Source organism: Rhizobium sp. BK176, assembly GCF_024808055.1.
This window is the reverse complement of the sequence record NZ_JANUBV010000002.1, coordinates 1-20,101: the sequence shown is the minus strand read 5'-3', so window position 1 is coordinate 20,101 and position 20,101 is coordinate 1. Positions and strand designations below refer to the sequence as shown.

Annotated in this window: 21 protein-coding genes and 1 pseudogene; 6 read left to right on the top strand and 16 right to left on the bottom strand. The window is 60.4% G+C overall.

The window, feature by feature from the left end; translation table 11 throughout:
- Nucleotide 1: 1 nt before the first annotated feature.
- From FHT76_RS09365 to FHT76_RS09345, 5 genes are all read right to left on the bottom strand, one after another.
- Nucleotides 2-547 (bottom strand): GrpB family protein, encoded by a 546-nt coding sequence (locus tag FHT76_RS09365; protein WP_183859386.1) that lies wholly within the window; start codon nucleotides 545-547, stop codon nucleotides 2-4.
- A gap of 59 nt (nucleotides 548-606) precedes the next feature.
- The gene (locus FHT76_RS09360) at nucleotides 607-1,533 is read right to left on the bottom strand and encodes a Gfo/Idh/MocA family protein (protein ID WP_183859384.1); all 927 of its coding nucleotides are present in this window, start codon (nucleotides 1,531-1,533) and stop codon (nucleotides 607-609) included.
- Between the two features lie 95 nt (nucleotides 1,534-1,628).
- Nucleotides 1,629-2,456 (bottom strand): polysaccharide deacetylase family protein, encoded by an 828-nt coding sequence (locus FHT76_RS09355; RefSeq protein ID WP_183859382.1) that lies wholly within the window; start codon nucleotides 2,454-2,456, stop codon nucleotides 1,629-1,631.
- A gap of 128 nt (nucleotides 2,457-2,584) precedes the next feature.
- Nucleotides 2,585-4,468, bottom strand: a complete 1,884-nt coding sequence (locus tag FHT76_RS09350; protein WP_183859380.1) for an ABC-F family ATP-binding cassette domain-containing protein — start codon at nucleotides 4,466-4,468, stop codon at nucleotides 2,585-2,587.
- Nucleotides 4,469-4,515: 47 nt separating this feature from the next.
- Complete coding sequence (locus tag FHT76_RS09345; RefSeq protein WP_183859378.1) at nucleotides 4,516-5,568, bottom strand: diguanylate cyclase; 1,053 nt, start codon at nucleotides 5,566-5,568, stop codon at nucleotides 4,516-4,518.
- 337 nt (nucleotides 5,569-5,905) lie between these two features.
- Between FHT76_RS09345 and ndk the strand changes: the two genes are divergently transcribed.
- A complete protein-coding gene (gene ndk, locus FHT76_RS09340) occupies nucleotides 5,906-6,328 on the top strand; it encodes a nucleoside-diphosphate kinase (protein WP_016553456.1) in 423 nt (140 codons plus the stop codon).
- Nucleotides 6,329-6,398: 70 nt separating this feature from the next.
- Here the strand turns inward: ndk and FHT76_RS09335 are convergent, their stop codons facing one another.
- Nucleotides 6,399-6,902 carry a hypothetical protein gene (locus FHT76_RS09335; protein WP_183859376.1) on the bottom strand — a complete coding sequence of 168 codons (504 nt, stop codon included), beginning with the start codon at nucleotides 6,900-6,902 and terminating at the stop codon, nucleotides 6,399-6,401.
- Nucleotides 6,899-7,450 (bottom strand): CGNR zinc finger domain-containing protein, encoded by a 552-nt coding sequence (locus tag FHT76_RS09330; RefSeq protein ID WP_183751530.1) that lies wholly within the window; start codon nucleotides 7,448-7,450, stop codon nucleotides 6,899-6,901. Before FHT76_RS09330 ends, FHT76_RS09335 begins: the two co-directional genes overlap by 4 nt.
- Before the next feature lie 63 nt (nucleotides 7,451-7,513).
- Between FHT76_RS09330 and FHT76_RS09325 the strand changes: the two genes are divergently transcribed.
- Nucleotides 7,514-8,410 carry a branched-chain amino acid ABC transporter permease gene (locus tag FHT76_RS09325; RefSeq protein ID WP_183859374.1) on the top strand — a complete coding sequence of 299 codons (897 nt, stop codon included), beginning with the start codon at nucleotides 7,514-7,516 and terminating at the stop codon, nucleotides 8,408-8,410.
- On the opposite strand, the gene FHT76_RS09320 is transcribed toward FHT76_RS09325, so the two are convergent.
- From FHT76_RS09320 to FHT76_RS09300, 5 genes are all read right to left on the bottom strand, one after another.
- On the bottom strand, nucleotides 8,411-8,878 hold the full coding sequence (locus FHT76_RS09320) for a molybdenum cofactor biosynthesis protein MoaE (RefSeq protein ID WP_183859372.1): 468 nt from the start codon (nucleotides 8,876-8,878) through the stop codon (nucleotides 8,411-8,413).
- Nucleotide 8,879: 1 nt separating this feature from the next.
- On the bottom strand, nucleotides 8,880-9,134 hold the full coding sequence (moaD, locus tag FHT76_RS09315; protein ID WP_183751526.1) for a molybdopterin converting factor subunit 1: 255 nt from the start codon (nucleotides 9,132-9,134) through the stop codon (nucleotides 8,880-8,882).
- Nucleotides 9,131-9,721 carry a CDP-diacylglycerol--glycerol-3-phosphate 3-phosphatidyltransferase gene (gene pgsA, locus FHT76_RS09310; protein WP_183751525.1) on the bottom strand — a complete coding sequence of 197 codons (591 nt, stop codon included), beginning with the start codon at nucleotides 9,719-9,721 and terminating at the stop codon, nucleotides 9,131-9,133. The genes moaD and pgsA overlap by 4 nt, the downstream gene beginning before the upstream one ends.
- Nucleotides 9,722-9,831: 110 nt before the next feature.
- A complete protein-coding gene (gene uvrC / locus FHT76_RS09305; RefSeq protein WP_183859370.1) occupies nucleotides 9,832-11,868 on the bottom strand; it encodes an excinuclease ABC subunit UvrC in 2,037 nt (678 codons plus the stop codon).
- Entirely contained in the window at nucleotides 11,865-12,632 is a 768-nt protein-coding gene (locus FHT76_RS09300) for an SDR family oxidoreductase (protein WP_259185613.1), read from the bottom strand. The genes uvrC and FHT76_RS09300 overlap by 4 nt, the downstream gene beginning before the upstream one ends.
- Nucleotides 12,633-12,993: 361 nt before the next feature.
- Between FHT76_RS09300 and FHT76_RS09295 the strand changes: the two genes are divergently transcribed.
- Nucleotides 12,994-13,626: an outer membrane protein gene (locus FHT76_RS09295; RefSeq protein ID WP_183751523.1), complete on the top strand. Its 633-nt coding sequence runs from the start codon at nucleotides 12,994-12,996 to the stop codon at nucleotides 13,624-13,626.
- Nucleotides 13,627-13,690: 64 nt separating this feature from the next.
- On the opposite strand, the gene FHT76_RS09290 is transcribed toward FHT76_RS09295, so the two are convergent.
- Complete coding sequence (locus tag FHT76_RS09290) at nucleotides 13,691-14,524, bottom strand: oxidoreductase (protein ID WP_183859368.1); 834 nt, start codon at nucleotides 14,522-14,524, stop codon at nucleotides 13,691-13,693.
- Nucleotides 14,525-14,637: 113 nt separating this feature from the next.
- Between FHT76_RS09290 and FHT76_RS09285 the strand changes: the two genes are divergently transcribed.
- Nucleotides 14,638-15,543, top strand: coding sequence for a LysR family transcriptional regulator (locus FHT76_RS09285; RefSeq protein WP_183751521.1), 906 nt, complete (start codon nucleotides 14,638-14,640; stop codon nucleotides 15,541-15,543).
- Here the strand turns inward: FHT76_RS09285 and FHT76_RS09280 are convergent.
- Nucleotides 15,534-16,130 (bottom strand): glutathione S-transferase, encoded by a 597-nt coding sequence (locus FHT76_RS09280; protein WP_183859364.1) that lies wholly within the window; start codon nucleotides 16,128-16,130, stop codon nucleotides 15,534-15,536. The genes FHT76_RS09285 and FHT76_RS09280 overlap by 10 nt on opposite strands.
- A 58-nt stretch (nucleotides 16,131-16,188) precedes the next feature.
- Nucleotides 16,189-17,058 carry a 23S rRNA (adenine(2030)-N(6))-methyltransferase RlmJ gene (locus FHT76_RS09275; RefSeq protein WP_259185570.1) on the bottom strand — a complete coding sequence of 290 codons (870 nt, stop codon included), beginning with the start codon at nucleotides 17,056-17,058 and terminating at the stop codon, nucleotides 16,189-16,191.
- Nucleotides 17,059-17,141: 83 nt separating this feature from the next.
- Here FHT76_RS09275 and FHT76_RS09270 point away from each other — a divergent pair, with 83 nt between their 5' ends.
- Together FHT76_RS09270 and FHT76_RS09265 are read left to right on the top strand one after the other, a co-directional pair.
- The gene (locus FHT76_RS09270) at nucleotides 17,142-19,280 is read left to right on the top strand and encodes a molybdopterin-dependent oxidoreductase (protein WP_183859360.1); all 2,139 of its coding nucleotides are present in this window, start codon (nucleotides 17,142-17,144) and stop codon (nucleotides 19,278-19,280) included.
- A complete protein-coding gene (locus FHT76_RS09265; RefSeq protein ID WP_183859358.1) occupies nucleotides 19,277-19,870 on the top strand; it encodes an NUDIX domain-containing protein in 594 nt (197 codons plus the stop codon). Before FHT76_RS09270 ends, FHT76_RS09265 begins: the two co-directional genes overlap by 4 nt.
- A gap of 9 nt (nucleotides 19,871-19,879) precedes the next feature.
- Here the strand turns inward: FHT76_RS09265 and FHT76_RS09260 are convergent.
- Nucleotides 19,880-20,101 (bottom strand): annotated as a pseudogene (locus FHT76_RS09260) (IS5/IS1182 family transposase); the annotation flags it as partial.

Below are 20,101 nucleotides of genomic sequence, written 5' to 3'. Positions count from 1 at the left end.
ACTAGCGTAGGCCGGAAGCCATCAGGACGTTGTCAATGAAGTCCCGCTTTGCCTTGGTATATTCCGCGCGCCTCTCCGCATGCTCGCTAGCCAACCCAACCTTGAGCTGCTCGTAGGCGCGTGCGAGCCGGATATCGCTGCGCAGGGCGTCGCGAAAAGCGATCATGCGGTTCCAGTTATCCCCACGATGCTCCACGACATGGACCAGATGGGTGCGGCTCTCATCCGTGACGCCACGACCGAAAATGTGGTCGTTGGGGACAATGTCGTTACCGGCATAGTCATAGCCGATTGCTTTCATGGCGTCGATGCAGCCCAGACCGTCGTCGAGGTGCTTAACACCTACAGCGATGTCGATGATAGGCTTTGCCTTGATGCCGGGAATGGCTGTGCTGCCGACATGTTGAATCTCGATTACCGCGCCGCCGAGTGCTTGGCCGATGGCATGCGCTTCGCTGGCATAGGCTCGCTCCCAAAAGGCATTGGGCTCGGCCAGCGAAACCGTCAAATTCTTCAAGCCAAGGCCGTAAGCCGGATCGTCTCGCATGCCGAACCTCCCTGAAGACCGTGAGACTTCACAATATCACGAGGTTCGGCGTGCTTGAATCAATCGTAGAAAGCCTCGACGAACTTGCGCTTGCCGAGCATGAAGGCATCGGCGACGTGCCGAAGCGGCGCGAGGTCGACATCCGACTTGCCGGCTTTGACGATTTCCGCGAATCGGCGGTAGAGCGCCGGATACTCCTCTTCGGGAGCGGAAAACTTCAGTTCACCGTTGATTGAGAGCTTGGAGCCGCCCTCTGCCAGTTCCATGTGGCCGGCCGCGGTATCCGCAAGGATATCCCAGCTCTGCTTGCCCGTCTGTCGCCAGTCGAATTCGCCATGAACAGGCACGCCATCGGCATTCTTGAAATGCAGATCAGCGGCGATCGGCGCGTCGCGATTTTCCGGGAATTCAAGTGTTGCGCCGGTCAGGAAGATCGCCTTCGGCAGAATGTGAGTGACGATCGACAGGGCGTTGATGCCCGGATCGAAAACGCCGAGACCGCCGGCCTGCCAGATCCATTCCTGGTTCGGATGCCAGTGGCGAACGTCTTCCTTCCAGATGACGTGGACCTTGTTGATGGTCGTCGAAGCCAGGAAGGACTTCGTGGCCTCGACAGCAGCCGCATAGCGCGAATGCCAACTGGCAAACAGCGAAACGCCCTTGCTTGCAGCGAGGCTTTCGAGATCGGCCACTTCGCTCAAGGTGGCGCCCGGGGGCTTCTCGAGGAACACATGCTTGCCGGCCGAAAGTGCCTTATGTGCCGCTTCGTAGCGATACTGCGGCGGCATGCAGAGCGAAACCGCATCGATATCAGGGACGGCGTCGAGCATCGCATCGATCGTCGTGAAACTCTCGATGCCCTCGACGGTGCCGTGACGGCTTGCCGTGGCTACGAGCTTGAAGTCGGAATTCTTGGCGATCGAAGGAAGGTGCTGGTCGCGGACGATCTTGCCGACGCCGACGATGGCGAGGTTGATAGGTGACATGCTGGTGGCTCGCATTCGGTGTTTCGCTCAAAAGTATGACTTATTTTGCGCCTGTTTTAGCAGAAACAAACTGGCGGGCAAGCGTCGATGGTCTATCAAAGAGACGCCATCTCGGCGGGGGCAGTCGGCTTCTTGAATTGCAGCGTTACAACCTTATACCCCTCGACCTCGAGCCTTGAAAGCAGTGTCGGCAGCATGGTCGCCGTGCGATTGTGGATGTCGTGCATGAGAATGATGCCGCGTCCCCGCTTGTGCAGCAGGTCCATCGTCCGCTTGGTCACGGCGGCAGGCGATGTGCTGAAGTAATCCTTGCTGTCCACGTCGACATCCATCACGACCATATCGCGCATTGCAACGGCGGCACGAAGCTGGTGGCTGTCGGCAAGATATGGAAAGCGGAAGAAGTTGACCTCGACTCCCGTCGCCCTGGTGACAGCGGCTTCGCCCCGGGTAATCTCCTTCATCGCCATGTCGAAGGTCAGCGCCGCCAGGTTCTCGTGTCGGTAGGTGTGGCTGCCGATCGCGTTGCCTTCCATAGCGACCCTGCGGGCGAGTTCCGGATGTAACTCCGCCATTTCGCCGACCATCATGAATGCGCCTTTGACGCCGAACTGATCCAGCGTCGCAAGGACACGGTCCGTGCGGCCGGGAATCGGGCCGTCGTCGAAGCTGAGGATGACTTCCTTGTCCTCAAGGCGCAGATCATGGATGGAGGCGACCGTCAGTGTTCGACCAGCAAGGTGATGCTGGAGACTATCGCGAGACATTTGGAGGGGGCTACCTTCGGTTTCCGAGATCTGGCCTTCCGGCGCGACAATTGAGGAGGTTTTGATCGTGGTATCGGGCGCAGTCCGCCTGGCAGATTGGCAGCCGGCGAGGGCCACGCTCAAGATGAGACCGGAAAGGAAGGCGACGCGATGCATGAAAGGGCTCAACAAATCAGTAATGAATGTTGAGACAACCTTTATGATTATGGTTAACGATCGGTTTCGATCGCTTTGCAATGCACTGAATAGTGCGGGGTCCGACGAGCCTTGACAAAGAGCTGTGGCTATCCCGCCATAGCGTCTTCGTATTCTGAAGAGAGCTCGAGCCACTGCTCCTCGGCGGCGGCAAGCTTTGCGGCAGCCTCACCGCGCTGCTTGGCCTTCTCCGCAGCCTTCGCAGGCGCTCTTTCATAGAGCAGGGGATCCGCAAGTTCCGCATCAAGCGCCTGAATCTGTTTCTCCAGCTTGCCGGTTAAGGATTCGATTTCGTTGATCTTTTTCTTGAGCGGCGCGAGCGATGCGCGCTTTTCGGCGTTCAGCTTGCGCTGGTCCGCCTTCGAGGCGGACTCTTCCGCAAGCTGGGGTTTCTCGTCCTTCTTCCTGCCAGATGCGACAACGAGGTCGCGGTATTCATCCATATCGCCTTCGAAGGTCGTGACCGTGCCCTTGTTGACGAGCCACAACCGATCGACAGTCGCCTCGATAAGGTGGCGATCGTGCGAAATCAGAATGACCGCGCCTTCGTAATCGTTCAGCGCCTCGATGAGCGCTCGCCGGCTGTCGATGTCGAGGTGGTTCGTTGGTTCGTCGAGGATCAGGAGATTGGGCGCGTGGAAGGCAGCGAGCCCCATCAGCAGGCGCGCCTTCTCGCCGCCGGAGAGATCCTTTGCCGCAGTCGACATCTTCTCCGTCGCGAGGCCCATCTGGGCGACACGCGCCCGCACCTTTGCTTCGGGCGCGTCCAACATCAGGCGACGTACATGCTCGACCGGCGACTGGTCCGGGATCAGATCGTCGAGCTGGTGTTGCGCGAAGAAGCCGATCTTGAGGTTGGGAGCGAGCTTGACCTCGCCTGCCTCCGCCGCCAAGCGACCGGAAATGAATTTGGCGAAAGTGGACTTGCCGTTGCCGTTGGAGCCGAGCAACGCGATACGATCGTCATTGTCGATCCGCAGATTGAGCCCCTTCAAGATGGGCTTGCCAGGTTCGTAGCCGACAGCGCCGCCGCTGATGGCGACGATGGGGGAGGCAGGTTGCTTTTCCGGCTCGGGGAAGGTGATCGGCTGGACGTGATCCTCGATGACGGCGGCTACCGTTCCCATGCGCTCGAGTGCCTTGACGCGGCTCTGTGCCTGGCGTGCCTTGGAGGCCTTTGCCTTGAAGCGGTCGATGAAGCTCTGCAGGTGTTTGCGGGCTGCCTCGTTCTTCACCCGCGCCTTCGTCTGCAACTCGTCCGCTTCGGCCTTCTGCCTCTCGAACTGGTCGTAGCCGCCGCGATAGAAGGTCAGCTTCTTCTGGTCGAGATGAACGATCGCGTTGACCGCGTTGTTCAGGAGATCGCGGTCGTGGCTGATGACGATGACCGTGTGCGGATAGCGACGTACATAATCCTCAAGCCACAAGGTGCCTTCGAGGTCGAGATAGTTGGTCGGCTCGTCGAGAAGCAGCAGGTCCGGCTCGGAGAACAGAACCGCAGCGAGAGCGACGCGCATTCGCCAACCGCCCGAAAAGGAGGAGGCCGACCGCGACTGCGCTTCCTGATCGAAGCCGAGGCCCGCCAGAATGCTGGCAGCACGGGCCTCCGCGGAATGCGCATCGATATCCACCAGCCGCATCTGGATTTCCGCGATGCGATGGGGATCGGTGGCGCTTTCCGCCTCCGCCAGCAGCGCTGAGCGCTCCTTGTCCGCGGCCAACACGATTTCGATCAGCGCGTCTTCCGTTCCCGGTGCTTCCTGCGCGACCTGTCCGATGCGCGTATTCTTCGGGATCGAGACGGAGCCGCTCTCCGCGGCCAGATCGCCGGTAATCACCCGAAATAGCGTGGATTTACCCGCGCCGTTGCGACCGACAAGACCTGCCTTCGTGCCGGCTGGCAGCGAAACGCTGGCGTGATCGAGAAGCAGTCGGCCGGCAATACGTGCGGAGATGTCGGAAATCGTGATCATGGCCGGCGTTTTGGCCGAAAGCCGTGATCAGCGCAAGAGCCTGTGGCTCACCGACCGAAGGCTTGCACGGGCTGCCGGCGATTTGACTGAGCGGCGTGGAGCGCGACGCGTGCATTTGCCTGCAACTGCGATGCCGTCGTTGCGTCGGCGCTCAAGGCGATCCCGAGCGAAATTGTAAGCCCGGCCGAGGCAGTGTTGTCGGATGCCGCGAACGTCATGTGGTCTTCCACCGAGGCTCGGAGGCGATCGGCAATCGCAAGAGCCTCCTGCATGCCGACATTGGCAAACAGGAAAGCAAATTCGTCGCCATCGATCCGTGCAACAAGATCGTTCTTCTTGATCGACTTTCGGAAGAGATCAGCAAGCTTCTTCAGCACTCGCGTTCCAACCTGTGTACCGTAGCGGCTGTTGAATGCCTTGAAGTCGTCAACGTCGACCATGATGAGGGCGCTGCCGGCGGCGCCTTCTTCCCGGTCGTAGAGATCGGCGATCGCTTTGTTGAGGGCGATGCGGTTGGGGATTCCGGTCAGCTTGTCCGTTGCCGATGCTGAGTGAGCCGCTGCGATACCAAGCTCGATCGCCTCCAGGCGTTCGACGTCGCTTTTCAGCCGGGCCTCGATATCCTTTTCGGAAGCCAGGACGTTGGAGAGAGAGGTCGACAGGTACTCCATCTCGCTCATGATCGCGCCAAGGTTTTGGTCGGCATTCCCCGCTATCGATTGAAGCGTCCTCTCCGCCGCGCGCAGGAAGGCCTGCTTCTGGCGCAAGCTGTCCGAAAGTCTATCCGCCGCATCACGCAGCATCCTGCTTGTTTCGGCATGCGAAATCTCGCTTGCGAGACCGCAATGGCTGACGAGCCGATACTTCAGGCCGATTTCATCGAGCGAGGCCTGCCGCGGGCTCGGTCCGAGCGCGGCGATATCCTGTGCGAGGGCGGCGTTCTGGCCGATGATCGCCTCATGCAGGAGTTCGTAGTTACGTGGCAGGCCGGCGATTGCAAGCCGGGTCATATGCTGGGCGATCCGCTGAAGATCGGTCGGGGCGGCGGCCGGGCGCTGTGCTGCTTCTCGTTGTACCTGTGAGTTTGGCGCAGTTCGCATGACGTTCCCCTCGCTCCGACTTTGGCATCGGCGTTTGGTTTCTCTATGCAACTAGCGCGCTAAAAATAGCTTAAGCTCGGTCGTTTGTAGTTGAATTACGCTGCTGAACAGTGAAACGCGGTTAATGGAGCGTATCCAACAGACATTTACTGTCCTGGCGGACGTTTGATGTTCATCGAAGCGGCAGCGTTATCGCGCGGGCGGAGGAGTGGCTTTCGCTCGACGTGAGGCAATCGTTGCATGACAGCCGCGTGAAATTGCCTGTGCCCACTTGTTTTCGGGCTATCAGGCGGGTAAACACCGCCCACTTTTCCCACGAAATAAAGGAATTCGACCCATGGCGATTGAACGCACTTTCTCGATGATCAAGCCGGACGCAACGAAGCGCAACCTGACGGGCGCTATCACCAAGATGCTCGAGGATGCCGGCCTGCGCGTCGTCGCCTCCAAGCGCGTCTGGATGAGCAAGCGCGAAGCCGAAGGCTTCTACGCCGTTCACAAGGAACGCCCCTTCTTCGGCGAACTGGTTGAAGGCATGACCTCTGGCCCGACCATCGTTCAGGTTCTGGAAGGCGAGGGCGCCATCCTGAAGAACCGCGAAATCATGGGTGCGACCAACCCGGCAAACGCTGACGAAGGCACGATCCGCAAGGTTCACGCCCTGTCGATCGGCGAGAACTCGGTTCACGGCTCGGACGCTCCGGAAACCGCTGCACAGGAAATCAAGTACTGGTTCTCCGACACCGAAATCGTCGGCTGATTCAGGCTCTCAGCGATACCGCTGAAGCCATTGAATTGACTCTGAAAGCCGGGGCTCTGCTCCGGCTTTTTTACGTTGAAGGGCAGGTGGCGGCAGAGTCGTAGTCCACGCTGCCATCCGGTTTGAAGACCTCGGGGTTCTTCGTATAGAGTGGCCCGACAACGAGTGGCTTGCCCGGCATGACCGACTGGTCGAGGCTGGAGATCACCTCGGTCTTCAGGCTCTGCAAGGTCTCTCCCTTGGCATCGACCAAGCGAACGTTCACGGCGTAGGGCTTATCCTTCTTGACGCAATGAAGCGCGGGGCTTTGCAGCGTGATCTTGTCCCAGAACGGATAGACCTTCTCGTTGGTGACCAGCACGTCGCCGCCCGCCGGGTTTTCGAATTCCGCGATGGCGACCGTGCCTTCCGGAATCGGCGCCTTCTTGTTCAAGGTCACGACATAGGTCGCAACCGCGATCCGATAGTTGAAAACGAAGACGCGACCGCTGATCTCGACCAGCTTGTCGGTCTCTCGCTGGCATCCCGTCAGCACGGCGGCTGCAATAAAAACAGCCATCGACAGCGCTTTCATGGCGCTTCCTCCTCTTTCCTCCGGCGATAGTGGCGGCTCGCCTTGGCGCGATTGCCGCACACCGCCATGTCGCACCAGGCGCGGCTCCTGTTCTTGCTGCGGTCGATGAAGAGCCAGCCGCAATTGCGGCAGATCTTCATGCGCTCTGGATCCGGCATGGCGATCAGCCGCAACACCGAATGCGCGGTTGCCGCGTCGAGGCCGTTTGCTTCGTTGGCGCCACGCAAGGTGCGCGCCAGCGCCTCCAGAAGATCGGCAAGCAGTCGGTCATTGCCTTCGCCTGAAACACGGGCCCGGAAGTAGCGGTCCGTCGCCTCGCGCAACGCCAGGAAGTTTCGCCTGTTCTGTGGTGCCGGACCAACCATCTCACCGAAGAGCGCCCGCTCCGCACAGAACTCGGCCGCAGCCTGCGGAAAGGCTTCCAGCTGGGCTGATGCTTCGAAACGGTCGATCCGTCGCGTCTCGTCATGCCGAAGCACAACGCTGTTGGCGACATCCAGCGCCAATGCGCCTCCGGAAAAGCGGTGTGGGGTCCAGGTAAAGCTCATAATGAAAATATAACTGGTAAAATATGTTTTGCTAGTTATTATTTCGACAATCAGGAGTTTTTCATGGCCTATCTGCTTCAGCAATTGGCGAACGCGGTACCGCTGGCTGCGCTCTATGCTGCGCTTGCCTTTGGCTACGCCGTTGCCTTCGGGGTCACCAAGCGTGCCGATATTACCTATGGGGCGATCTTCGCGTTTTCGGGCCAGATTCTGCTGCTTTTCACCGACATCGGCTACAACAGGCTGTTTCTGATCCTCCCGGCTGCACTGGTGCTGGGCGCCTTGTTCTCGACGGTCTATTCTATGCTGGCGGCGGTCTGGATTGGGCGCTCCATCATGCTGCCCCTAGTGCGCCAGTCATCGAACACGGTGATCGTCGCTGCCCTCGGCATTACCATCGTGCTGATGGAAACGGCGAGGTTCGCATCCGACACCAAGAGCATATGGCTTTCGCCGTTCCTGAACAGCGTTGTCGTCTTCTGGAGTGACGGGGCGTTCAAGGTGACGCTGACCGAGATACAGCTGATCAATACCGGATTGATGTGCGCCATGGTCGCGCTCGGCGTTGCCGTCATGAGAGGCACGTCGTGGGGGCGCCTCTGGCGCGCCGTGACCGACGATCCTCTTGCGGCAGAACTGTGCGGGACGAGCGCCGACCGCGTCTTCCTCGTCGCTTATGCGGCGGCAGGCCTGATTGCTACCGTATGCGGCATCCTCGCCACCTTCTACTACGGCACGATGGATTTCGGCGCCGGCCTAATGTTCGGCCTCAAGGTTTTGATGGTCGCCGCGGTTGGAGGTTATTCGGACCCTTTGAAGTCGGCTGGCGGTGCAGCCGGTCTCGGTGTAGCGGAAACGATGTGGAGCGCCTACGGCCCCTATCTCTGGCGTGACCTTGTGGTGTTCTCGCTGCTCGTGCTCCTGTTGGTCCTCAGCAGGAGGGAGAGGGTAATACCCTGACTATTTCCACTTGTCGCGGGCCGCGTCATCCGCGTCCTTGGCCGTGACCCATTCGCCGGTGGAGCCATCCTTGCCGTGTTCCTTCTTCCAGAAGGGAGCGGCCGTCTTCAGATAGTCCATCACGAAGTTCGCGCCGTCGAATGCGGCTTGGCGATGGGGCGCCGCGGCGATGACAAGGACGATATTCTCGCGCGCGGCGATCTTGCCGTAGCGATGGATGGCCGTCAGGCCCATAAGCCCGAAGCGTTCGATCGCAAGGCTGCCAATCCGGCTCATTTCCGCCTCGGCCATACCGGGATAATGCTCGAGTTCGAGCGCCGCGAGCCTGCCGCCTTCGTCACGGCACAAGCCCGAGAATGTGACGATCGCGCCGATGCCGCCGTTTCGCCTGCCAAGCCGATCGACTTCCGCTTGAAGGTCGAAATCCTCGCGCTGGACGCGAATATCCGGCTCGACCTTGCTGGTCACGTCAGCCTCCGGTCATCGGCGGGAAAATGCCGATCTCCCTGGGATTTCCGATCGGCTCGTCGTGCTCGACGTGCTCCTGGTCGATTGCGACCCGGATCACGTCGGGAAACTGAAGCGCGGTCTCATATTCTTCGCCCATCGTCTTCAAATGATTCAGAAGATCGGCAACGGTAACGACGGAAGACGGCAGGACCATTTCCTCTTCGGCCTTGCCGATCCGTTCGCGCACCCAGGCGAAATAGACGAGCTTTGTCATTCTTCGTCATCCACGATGTGCTTCAGACCGGCACGGAAATAGTCATAGCCGGTGTAGATTGTCAGCAGTGCCGCGATCCAGAGAAGTGCGATGCCTGTCTTCGTCGTGTAAGGGAAGATCTCGTCACCTGCAGGGCCGGCAAGCAGGAACGCAATCGCGACGAGTTGTACGGTCGTCTTCCACTTGGCAATGCGGGTGACAGGCACGCTGACCTTCAAGGCGGCCAGATATTCGCGCAAACCGGAGACTAGAATCTCCCGGCAAAGAATGGTGATCGCCGCCCAGATCGACCAGCCGGCAATCGTCTGGTCAGCGGCGACCAGCAGCAGAATGGACGCGACCAGCAGCTTGTCGGCGATCGGGTCAAGCATCCGGCCGATGTTCGACGTCTGGTTCCAGATCCGGGCGAGGTAGCCGTCGAGAAAGTCGGTGAGCGACGCGATGACGAAGATCCACAGCGCCACCCATCGTGCCGTGTTGCTGATCGCCAGCTTTCCTTCGAGGAAAAAGCACAGCACGATCAGCGGCACTGCCAGAATGCGGCCGTATGTCAGCAGGTTCGGAATATTATATGCGCGCGATGCCATGAAACATGTCTCTGAAGTGATGTGCCCGTAGATGACGGCTTTGACCGTAAAGCGTCAACATTCTTTCTATTTTTCCGCTGCCTTTGCGTGGAATTTGCGACTGGCGCCACCTATTTCGCGGCGTCGTCGTGAAAATGATTGTAAACCTGCTTGGCGACAGTCTCCGAAATCCCTTCGACCGCCATCAGGTCGGAGAGCGCGGCACGGGAGACAGCCTTCGCGGTTCCGAAATGCTGCAGCAAGGCGCGCTTGCGGGATGGCCCGATGCCGCCGATCTCGTCGAGTGGGTTCTTGACCATCTCCTTTTTGCGCCGGGCGCGATGCGAGCCGATGGCGAAGCGGTGCGCTTCGTCGCGCATGCGCTGGATAAAGTAGAGGACCGGATCGCGCGGCGGCAGGGTGAAACTCTCGCGTCCTTGCGGGAAGAAACGCTCGCGCCCGGCGTCGCGGTCGACGCCCTTGGCAACCCCAATGGCAATGACGCTATCAGTGATTCCCAATTCCTCGAGGATCCCACGCACGGCTGTCATCTGTCCCTGGCCGCCGTCGATCAGGATCACATCGGGCCAGGCGGGGAAGGGCATGTCGGCCGCATCTGTCGGCGATGCCGGTTGGCTGCGGTCGGGCAGACCTTCTTCCTTGAGTAGGCGGGAGAAGCGGCGGGTCATCACCTCGCGCATCATGCCGAAGTCGTCGCCCGGCGTGATGTCGGTCGATTTGATGTTGAACTTCCGGTACTGGCTCTTCACGAAGCCTTCCGGCCCTGCGACCACCATGCCGCCGACCGCGTTCGTGCCCATGATGTGCGAGTTGTCGTAGATCTCGACGCGTTGCGGCACATAGCCAAGCTTGAAGGTCTCCTTGAAACCTTCGAGCAGCCGCGACTGCGACGCCGTTTCCGCAAGCTTCCGGCCATGCGCTTCGCGCGCATTGGCAATCACATGCTCGACCAGATCCCGCTTCTCGCCGCGCTGCGGCACGAGGATGGAGACCTTATGCCCGGTCTTCTCGCCGAGTGCGGCAGCGAGCAGTTCCAGTTCTTCGACCGTCTCCGACAGCAGGATCTGCTTCGGCACCGGCTTGTCGTCGTAAAACTGCGCGAGGAAGGCGTTCAACACCTCGGCAGCCGAGAGCTGCGGGTCGGCCTTTGGGAAGTAGGCGCGGTTGCCCCAGTTCTGTCCGGTGCGGAAGAAGAACACCTGAATGCAGGAAATGCCGCCTTCGTGGTGGATTGCGAAGACATCAGCCTCCTCCACGCCCGCGGGATTGATGCCCTGGTGACTGGACACATGCGAGAGCGAGGCCAAGCGGTCGCGATAGACGGCAGCACGCTCGAAATCGAGATCTTCGGCCGCGAGGTTCATCGCCTCGGCGATGTGTTCCTTGACCTTCTGGCTCTTGCCGGAAAGGAAGTCCTTCGCCTCCTGGACGAGTTCGGCATAGCCCTCGTCGCTGATCTCGTGCGTGCAGGGGCCGGAACAGCGCTTGATCTGATAGAGCAGACAGGGACGGGTGCGCGTCTCGAACACGCTGTCGGTGCAGGTACGGATGAGGAAGGCGCGCTGCAGCGAGTTGATCGTCCGGCCGACGGCACCGGCTGAGGCGAACGGGCCGAAATAGTCGCCCTTGCGGGCGCGGGCGCCGCGATGTTTGAGGATCGCAGGAGCGCGGTGGTCGCCGCTTATCAGGATATAGGGAAACGACTTGTCGTCGCGCAGCAGCACATTAAAGCGCGGGCGCAAGCGCTTGATGAGATTCGCTTCCAGCAACAGCGCTTCGGTTTCCGTGCGAGTCGTCACGAACTCCATGTTCGCCGTCAGTCGCACCATCTGCGCGATACGGTTGGAGTGCACCCGGCCAACCGCGTAGTTGCCGACGCGCTTCTTCAGGCTGCGTGCCTTGCCGACGTAGAGAACGTCGCCGGCCTCGTTGAACATGCGGTAGACGCCGGGGCTGTTCGGCAGTCGCTTGACGAACTCCGCGATAAGATCCGCGCCAACAAGGCCGGTCTCGTTGGTCCCGCCTTCGTTCCAATCGATTGCAGCCGCCGGCGCCGCCGTGGAGGCGTCGCTCTCCACTTCGATATCGTCGTCTGCATCAGTCTCGTCGTAAAGAACGCCGCCATCCGGCAGCTTTCTTGAATTCATTCCGTAATCTCCGCCACATCGGGCGTCTGCCAAGCGAGGTGCTGGCCGCCGTCGAGGGCAATCATCTGGCCGGTGATCGAGGGCGTTTCGTAGAGGAAGCGAATCGTTTTGCCGAATTCCTCAAGCTGCGGCCCTCGCTTGAGGATAAGCGCTGAAACCTGCGCTTGGAAGTCTTCTTGCGACTGCCGTTCACTCGGCATCGAGGGGCCGGGGCCGACGGCGTTGACGCGGATGCGTGGCGCCAGCGCCTGCGCCATGGTCTGCGTCGCGGTCCACAAGGCGGACTTCGACAGCGTATAGGAATAGAAGCTCGGCCGCAGCGCCCAGACACGCTGGTCGATGATGTTGACGACGAGTCCGTCCGTCCCGTCCGGCAGTTGCGCGGCGAAGCCGGCCGACAGAATCGAGGGCGCGCGGACATGGACGGCGAAATGTTCGTCCCATGCCTCGACATTGATATGGCGGACGGAATCCTCGTGGAAAACCGAGGCGTTGTTGACAAGTAGATCGAGTGGTCCGATCGCGTCCGACGCCTTTTTTACCAGGTCGCTGGTCTCATCGATTTTCTGCAGGTTAGCCCGAACGGCGACTGCCTTGGCGCCTCTTTGCCGCAATTCCGCCGCGAAATTCTCGGCCTCCTCAATCGAACGGCTGGCATGAATCGCGACTGCGAAGCCATCCGCAGCCAAATCCTCGACGATTGCCCTGCCTATTCTTTTGGCCGCCCCGGTCACGAGTGCTGTGCGAAGTCTTTTCCCGTTCAAAATCATGCCTTTTCGCCGCGAAACTCTGTTCGCTGCTTATATAGGCGTGGGAGAAGGTGAGATAAATAGCCGTTTTCATTGCGATGTCGTCGGAACTACTAGGTGTACTATTGAAGAATATAATTCATTAAAATAAGTATTCATGATTTAACCATTCGTTATGGTTAACAAATATTCTGTTGCGGCAAAGCAACATCGAATTTTAGCCACCCGCACGCCGCAATCAAATCACAATTCGGCTCTTTCAAATCCTCAATTGGGCATCAATTTCCCTTCCGAACCGCAAGGGACATTTGTAATAACCCGCGAATGCTTCGCTGTAGGATAGTTGACGAAGGACGCGGGCTGAAAGGAGAAGAGTATGCGTACGTTTATTGCTAGTCTGTTGGTTTCGACCGTTGCCCTTGGTGGGTTTTCCGCCGCATATGCAGCCGATGCCGTTGATCAGATCCCGGAAGCTCCGGTTGCACAGAATGAGCCGGCTCCCGCGGCGAGCTGGCAGGGCTTTTACCTCGGCGGTGCCGGCACCTACAACCTAGGCGGCTTTGGCGACAAGTACAACGCTCGTGCTCTCGGCGGTCAGATTTATTCCGGTTACAACTGGCAGGCTGGCCAGATCGTTTACGGTGCGGAAGCCGACATCGGCTATTCCGGCGCTGACGGCGCTGCTGGCGGCGGCGAAGGCAAGAACGAAGTCAACGGCTCGATCCGCGGTCGCGTCGGTTACGATCTGAACCCGTTCCTGCTGTATGGTACGGCTGGTCTTGCCGCCACCAAGAACAAGTTCAGCAATGCTGCCGGCTCTGACACCGACAGCTCGTTTGGCTACACGGTTGGTGCGGGTGCCGAAACCTTCGTGACCAACAACATCACGGCGCGTGTCGAGTACCGCTACACCAATTACGCCGACAGCGATTTCCATGTCGGCGGCGCAAACATTTCGCGCGGCTACGACGAGCACAGCGTCAAGGTCGGTATCGGCGTCAAGTTCTAAGCCGAACGAATACAGAAAAGCCGGGCTCCAGCCCGGCCTTTTTGTTTGTGCGATTAGCCGCGGCCTATTTGGGGAAGTCGGTCGAGACCGCAAGCTCGCGCCATGCAGCGAGTTCCTTGGCGACGTGGGCATTCTTCGCTTCGATGACCGCCACGGTGTCGCTGCCGAAGGGCATACGCAGTGGAGGATTGTCCGAATGCGCCAGAGTGACCATCGCCTTGGCAAGCCGAGCGGGGTCGCCGGGCTGCTGGTGGTTATGGCCGGCAGCGAATTCGCGCATCGCGCCGACAGGCGTCTCCTGGTAGTCGGCAATCGAGCTCGGGCTGACGGCGAGTGAGCTCTCGTCCAGGAAGTCGGTGCGGAAGAAGCCGGGCTCGACGACCGTCGCCTTGATTCCGAGCGGTGCCACTTCTGCAGCGAGCGCCTCGGTGATGCCTTCGACCGCGAACTTCGTGGAGCAATAGATACCCCAGCCGGCGTGCGACTCGTAGCCGCCGATGGACGAGATGTTGAGAACGTGACCCGAGCGCTGGCGACGCATGTGTGGCAGGACCGCACGGGTGACCTTTAACAAGCCGAAGACGTTTGTGGCGTAGAGCCTCTCGATCTCGTCAGTTGTAGCCTCCTCCACGGCACCCAGCAGGCCGAAACCGGCGTTGTTGAGCAGCACGTCGATCTGGCCGAAGCGCTTGACGGCGGCTTCAGCTGCCTTGTGCGCGGAAGCTTCGTCGGTCACGTCGAGCGACACGGCGAGCAGATTGGGATGATTGCCGAACTTCTCTTCCAGCCCCTTCGGGTTGCGCGCCGTCGCGACGACGGCGTCACCTGCATTGAGAGCTTCCTGGGCGATGAGGGCACCAAAACCACGCGAAGCCCCTGTGATGAACCAAACACGCATGACGATCTCCTTTGTCCTTTGCGCTGCGATTTGCTTACGGAGTGAAGGTAGCGTATTGGCATAGGTGAGAGAATTTACGTTGTTGTTCATAGGTTACTGAGAAAAATTCATCAATGAAACGTGTCCGCTCGACCGATCTGGCGATCTTCCTGGCGATCGCCAACCACCGAAGCTTCCGGAGGGCATCGGTCGAGTTGGGTGTTACGGCCTCCGCCTTAAGCCATGCGCTGCGGGCGATCGAAGAGCGACTTGAGGTGCGTCTGGTCAACCGGACAACGCGTGGCGTGGCGCTGACTGAGGCCGGCGAGCGATTGTTCGACCGGATCCGGCCGGCCTTCCTCGACATTGATGCCGCCCTCGACGACCTCAATAGCTTTCGCGGCCAACCGCACGGGAAGCTCCGCATCAATGCGGCGCGCGTCTCCACGAAACTCGTGCTTCTGCCGATCGTCGCCCGTTTCTTGAAGGCTTATCCCTCCGTCGAGGTCGAGATCGTCATCGATGACGGACTGGTTGATATGGTGTCGTCAGGTTTCGATGCCGGCGTTCGATTCGGCGAAAGCATCGCTGCCGACATGATTGCGGTGCCGATCGGCCCGCGTCATCGCTTCGCGGTCGTCGCCGCGCCGAGTTACTTCGAAGGCAGAACCAGGCCGGTGACACCGCACGATCTGCGCGACCACGAATGCGTGCGCTATCGTTTCTCCGGCGGCGCTCTCTATCGATGGGAGTTCGAGCGTGGCGGCATCGAACTGGAGATCGAGGTCGGTGGTCCGCTGACATTGGGCGACCAGGACATTATCCATGATGCCGTGCTGCGCGGCTGCGGTCTCGGATACCTTTTCGAAGAGCAGGCGCAAGCCGCGATCACAGAAGGCAGGCTGATCCGCGTGCTGGAGGACTGGTGTCCCTTCTATCCGGGCTTCTTCCTCTACTATCCTAGCCGTCGACAACTCCCGACGGCGCTGCGGGCCTTCATCGATTTCGTGAAGACTGACAAGGGAACGCCTCAGGTCTGAGGTTTCAGTTGGCTGTAGGCAGGAAACTTCTTTTCAAACTCCCGGCGCCAGCCGATGAGTTCGGAGTGCTCCGCCTCCCACTGGCCCGGAAAACGGAGGTCCAGGTAGCCCAACGTCGCTGCTAGCGCGAAGTGCCCGCCGTGCAGCCGCTTGCCTATTTTCGGCAGGTGGACGCTGAGATGGTTCAAGCCGGAGACAGCCTTCTTCCACTGTCGATCGATCCAGGGTTGGTGCACCTTTTCCTCGTCGCGGAAGCGCCGCTCGTAGACGATGGCGAGCAGGCAATCGCAGATGCCGTCACACAGGGATTCGAGAATTTCGACCTCCGTCCGCCTACCCCTCTTGGATGGGTAAAGCTTCTTGCCCTTCAATCGGTCGAAATAGTGCATGATAGCGACGCTGTCGAAGATCGACAGCCCGTCGTCGGTCAACAATGTCGGGATTTTGCCGAGTGGATTGTTGTCGACGAGAACGGCAGGCCCGGCGTTCGTATCCACGCGGATCTCGATCGCATCCAGTTCCAAGTAGCGCGCGGCCATGCGTACCTTGCTGGAATAGGGAGACGTCGGTGCGCAAAGGATCTTCATGGTCGCTCTTCCCTATGGTAATGTTGCGGCGCGACTATTTCGCGCCGGCAAGAGTCGGTCAACCGTCCTTTGCCATCTTGCCTTCGCCCCGCAGCCAAAACGCGCGATGCGAAGCGTAGCGACCCTGCGCCAGGAGATCCTTGAGCGCGGGCAGCAAGGCGTGCAACTCGTCCTTCAGCGTGAAGGGCGGGTTGACGATAACAAGCCCTGAGCCGGTCAAGCCGGTGATCCCGCGGTCGCTACGCACGCTGAGTTCCGCGCAGAGCATCTTCGGAATGTCGAGGTCCTGTAGCGCCTCATGGAATTCCTTGATTGGTGCGCCCTTCTTCAGCGGGTACCACAGGCAGTAGGTACCGCCGGGGAAGCGGCGATAGGCTTTCGCCAGGCCATCGACCAGACGCTCGTATTCGCCATCCTCTTCGAACGGCGGATCGACCAGCACGATGCCGCGCTTCTCTTTCGGCGGCAGGTGCGCGCCGAGCGAAAGCCAACCGTTGAGTTCGGTAATCCGGACATGATGGTCACCCTCGAACAGCCGGTGCAGTCGCGCGAAATCCTCCGGGTGCAGTTCCATCGCGGAGAGCCTGTCCTGTGGGCGAAACAGCATGCGCGCGAGCTTAGGGGAGCCGGGATAGAAGCGGATCCCGCCCTCCGGGTTCAGTTCACGCACGGCGGTGAGGTAGGGCTCCAGCAGCTCGGCGACCTGCGGGGCAAGTTCCGCGTCCAGAAGCTTGCCGATGCCGTCGCTCCATTCGCCGGTCTTTTGCGCCTCCTCGGAGGAGAGGTCATAGAGCCCGATGCCGCCATGCGTATCGAGCACGCGAAAGCCAGCATCCTTCTTCTGCATGTAGCGGATCAGCCGCGCCAGAACGGCGTGCTTGAGCACATCGGCAAAATTGCCCGCGTGATAGATGTGGCGGTAGTTCATTTTCGCTGATGCCCGTGATGAATTCGCCTGATCAACGTCATTTCTGACTTTTGGCTGGTTTCCGGTTCGAATATAGAAAAGCCATGAACATTGCGACCCCCATTCACGCCAAATCCGCCAAGTCGAATGTCAGGCTCGGTCACACCGCCTGTCCGCACGACTGTCCCTCCACCTGCGCGCTGGAGGTGGAGATCGGCGACGACGGCCGCATCGGCCGTGTACGGGGCGCAAACGATCACAGCTACACCTCGGGCGTCATCTGCGCGAAGGTCGCGCGCTACGCCGAGCGGCTCTATCATCCGGACCGGCTGATGCATCCGCTGCGCCGAACGGGCGCCAAGGGAGCAGGGCAGTGGCAGCAGATTTCCTGGGACGCAGCTCTCGATGAAATCGCCGAAGCCTTCGTCAAGGCGGAAGCGAGGGACGGCAGCGAAGCGATCTGGCCCTATTTCTACGCCGGTACCATGGGCTGGGTTCAGCGCGACTCGATCGAGCGCCTGCGCCACGCCAAGCGCTATTCCGGGTTCTTCTCGTCGATCTGCACCAATCCGGCCTGGACCGGCTTCACCATGGCCACCGGCACGCTGCGCGGGCCCGACCCGCACGAGATGGGCCGCACCGATTGCGTGGTGATCTGGGGCACCAATGCGGTGTCGACGCAGGTCAACGTGATGACCCATGCCATCAAGTCCCGCAAGGAGCGCGGCGCCAAGATCGTCGTCGTCGACATCTACGACAATCCGACGATGAAGCAGGCCGACATGGCGCTGATCGTCAAGCCGGGCACGGATGCGGCGCTCGCCTGCGCCGTCATGCACATCGCCTTCCGCGATGGCTATGCCGATCGTCAATACATGGCGAAGTACGCCGACGATCCCGCCGGCCTTGAAGGGCATCTCAAGACGAAGACGCCCGAATGGGCGGCCGCCATCACCGGCCTTTCCGTCGACGAGATCGAGGCCTTCGCGCGCCTCGTCGGCACGACGAAGAAGAGCTATTTCCGCCTCGGCTACGGCTTCACCCGCCAGCGCAACGGCGCCGTCGCCATGCATGCGGCAGCTTCGATCGCGACGGTGCTCGGCTCCTGGCAGTACGAAGGCGGCGGTGCCTTCCACTCCAACAGCGATATCTTCCGTATGAACAATGCGGAACTGACCGGCAAGTCGATGAAGGACGCGGATATCCGCATGATCGATCAGTCGCAGATCGGTCGCGCGCTGACCGGCGATGCCGTAGCGCTCCGCCATCGCGGTCCCGTGACGGCCATGCTGATCCAGAACACCAATCCGGTAAACATCGCCCCCGAACAACGGTTGGTGAAGCGCGGCTTTGCCCGCGACGACCTGTTTGTCGCGGTGCACGAGCAGTTCATGACGGATACCGCCGAGATGGCCGATATCGTCATCCCGGCAACGATGTTCGTCGAGCATGACGACATCTATCGCGCCGGAGGCCAGAACCACATCCTGCTCGGCCCCAAGCTTGTCGAACCGCCGGAAACGGTGCGGACGAACCTGTTCGTGATCGAGGAACTGGCCAAGCGCCTCGGTGTTGCAGATCGTCCGGGCTTCGGCTTCACCGCGCGCGAAATGATCGACCGTGTTCTCCAGGACAGCAATTTGCCGGGATACGATCATTTCCTCGAACACAAATGGTTCGACCGTCAGCCGGAGTTCGAGGACGCGCATTTTCTCAAAGGTTTCGCGCATCCTGACGGTAAGTTCCATTTCCGCCCGGACTGGGTCGAAGGCCCTGCGCCGAACAAGCCGCCGGCCGCTGTCGGTGCTCTCGGACCACACGAGCAGCTTCCGGCGTTTCCGGATCAGGTCGATGTCATCGAGCTTGCCGATGCCGAGCATCCGTTCCGCCTCGCAACGTCGCCGGCCCGCAATTTCCTGAATTCGAGCTTCGCTGAAACGAAGACCTCGCGCCAGAAGGAAGGGCGGCCGGAACTGATGATGAACCCGGCCGACGCCCTTGCCGGTGGTATCGACCATGGCGATCTCGTGCGGATCGGAAACGACCGTGGCGACCTCAGGATCCATGTGCGGGTCACCGAAGAGGTCAAGCCCGGCGTGTTGATTGCCGAAGGCCTTTGGTCGAACAAGGCGCATGTCGACGGCGAAGGGATCAACGTCCTGACCGGCGCCGATCCGGTGGCGCCCTATGGCGGCGCGGCGGTTCACGACAACAAGGTCTGGCTGCGCAAGGATGTCGCATGACGAAATTTGACAAGGCGAAAGCCGAGATCGTCGACGAAAAGACGCTCTCGAACGGCTGGACGCGCCTGAGCGGCTTCCAGATCGACTACACGGATTCCGATGGCGAGACACATCGCCTGCAGCGCGAGGTCTACCATCGCACGCCGGCCGCGACGATCCTGCTCTATGATCCGAAGCGCGACACCGTTGTCCTCGTGCGGCAGTTCCGGCTCCCGGTCTTCCTTCACGGCGAGCCGTCCTGGATCATCGAAGCCCCGGCGGGGCTATTGGATGGCGATGCCCCGGAAGCGGCGATCCGCCGCGAGGCCGAGGAGGAAACCGGTTTCCGCGTCCGCGACGTCCGCTTTCTCTTCAAGGCCTACAGTTCGCCGGGCTCGAGCATGGAGTTGCTGCATTTCTTTGCCGCCTCGATCGACACCGCTGACCGCGTCTCCGATGGCGGCGGCCTTGCTCACGAACACGAGGACATCGAGGTTCTGGAGGTGCCGCTCGACAAGGCGATGGCCATGATCGAGCACGGCGCGATCATCGACTTGAAGACGATCACGCTGCTGCAATGGGCGGCAATGAACCGCGGCGCGCTGCGCTAGGCCGTCGACTCATAAACTCTGACACCAGATCCTTGCCGCGACGAGTTTGACAGCTGCGAGATAGTTTTCCGGGCGCTTGTCGTAGCGAGTAGCGATAGATCGAAACTGTTTGATCTTGTTGAAGAAACGCTCGACAAGGTTCCGTTGCCTGTAAACCCAGCGCGAGAACGAGAAGGAGCCCTTGCGAGTTGCCTTCGGCGGGATGTTGGCCCAGGCCTTGCGCTCGGCCGC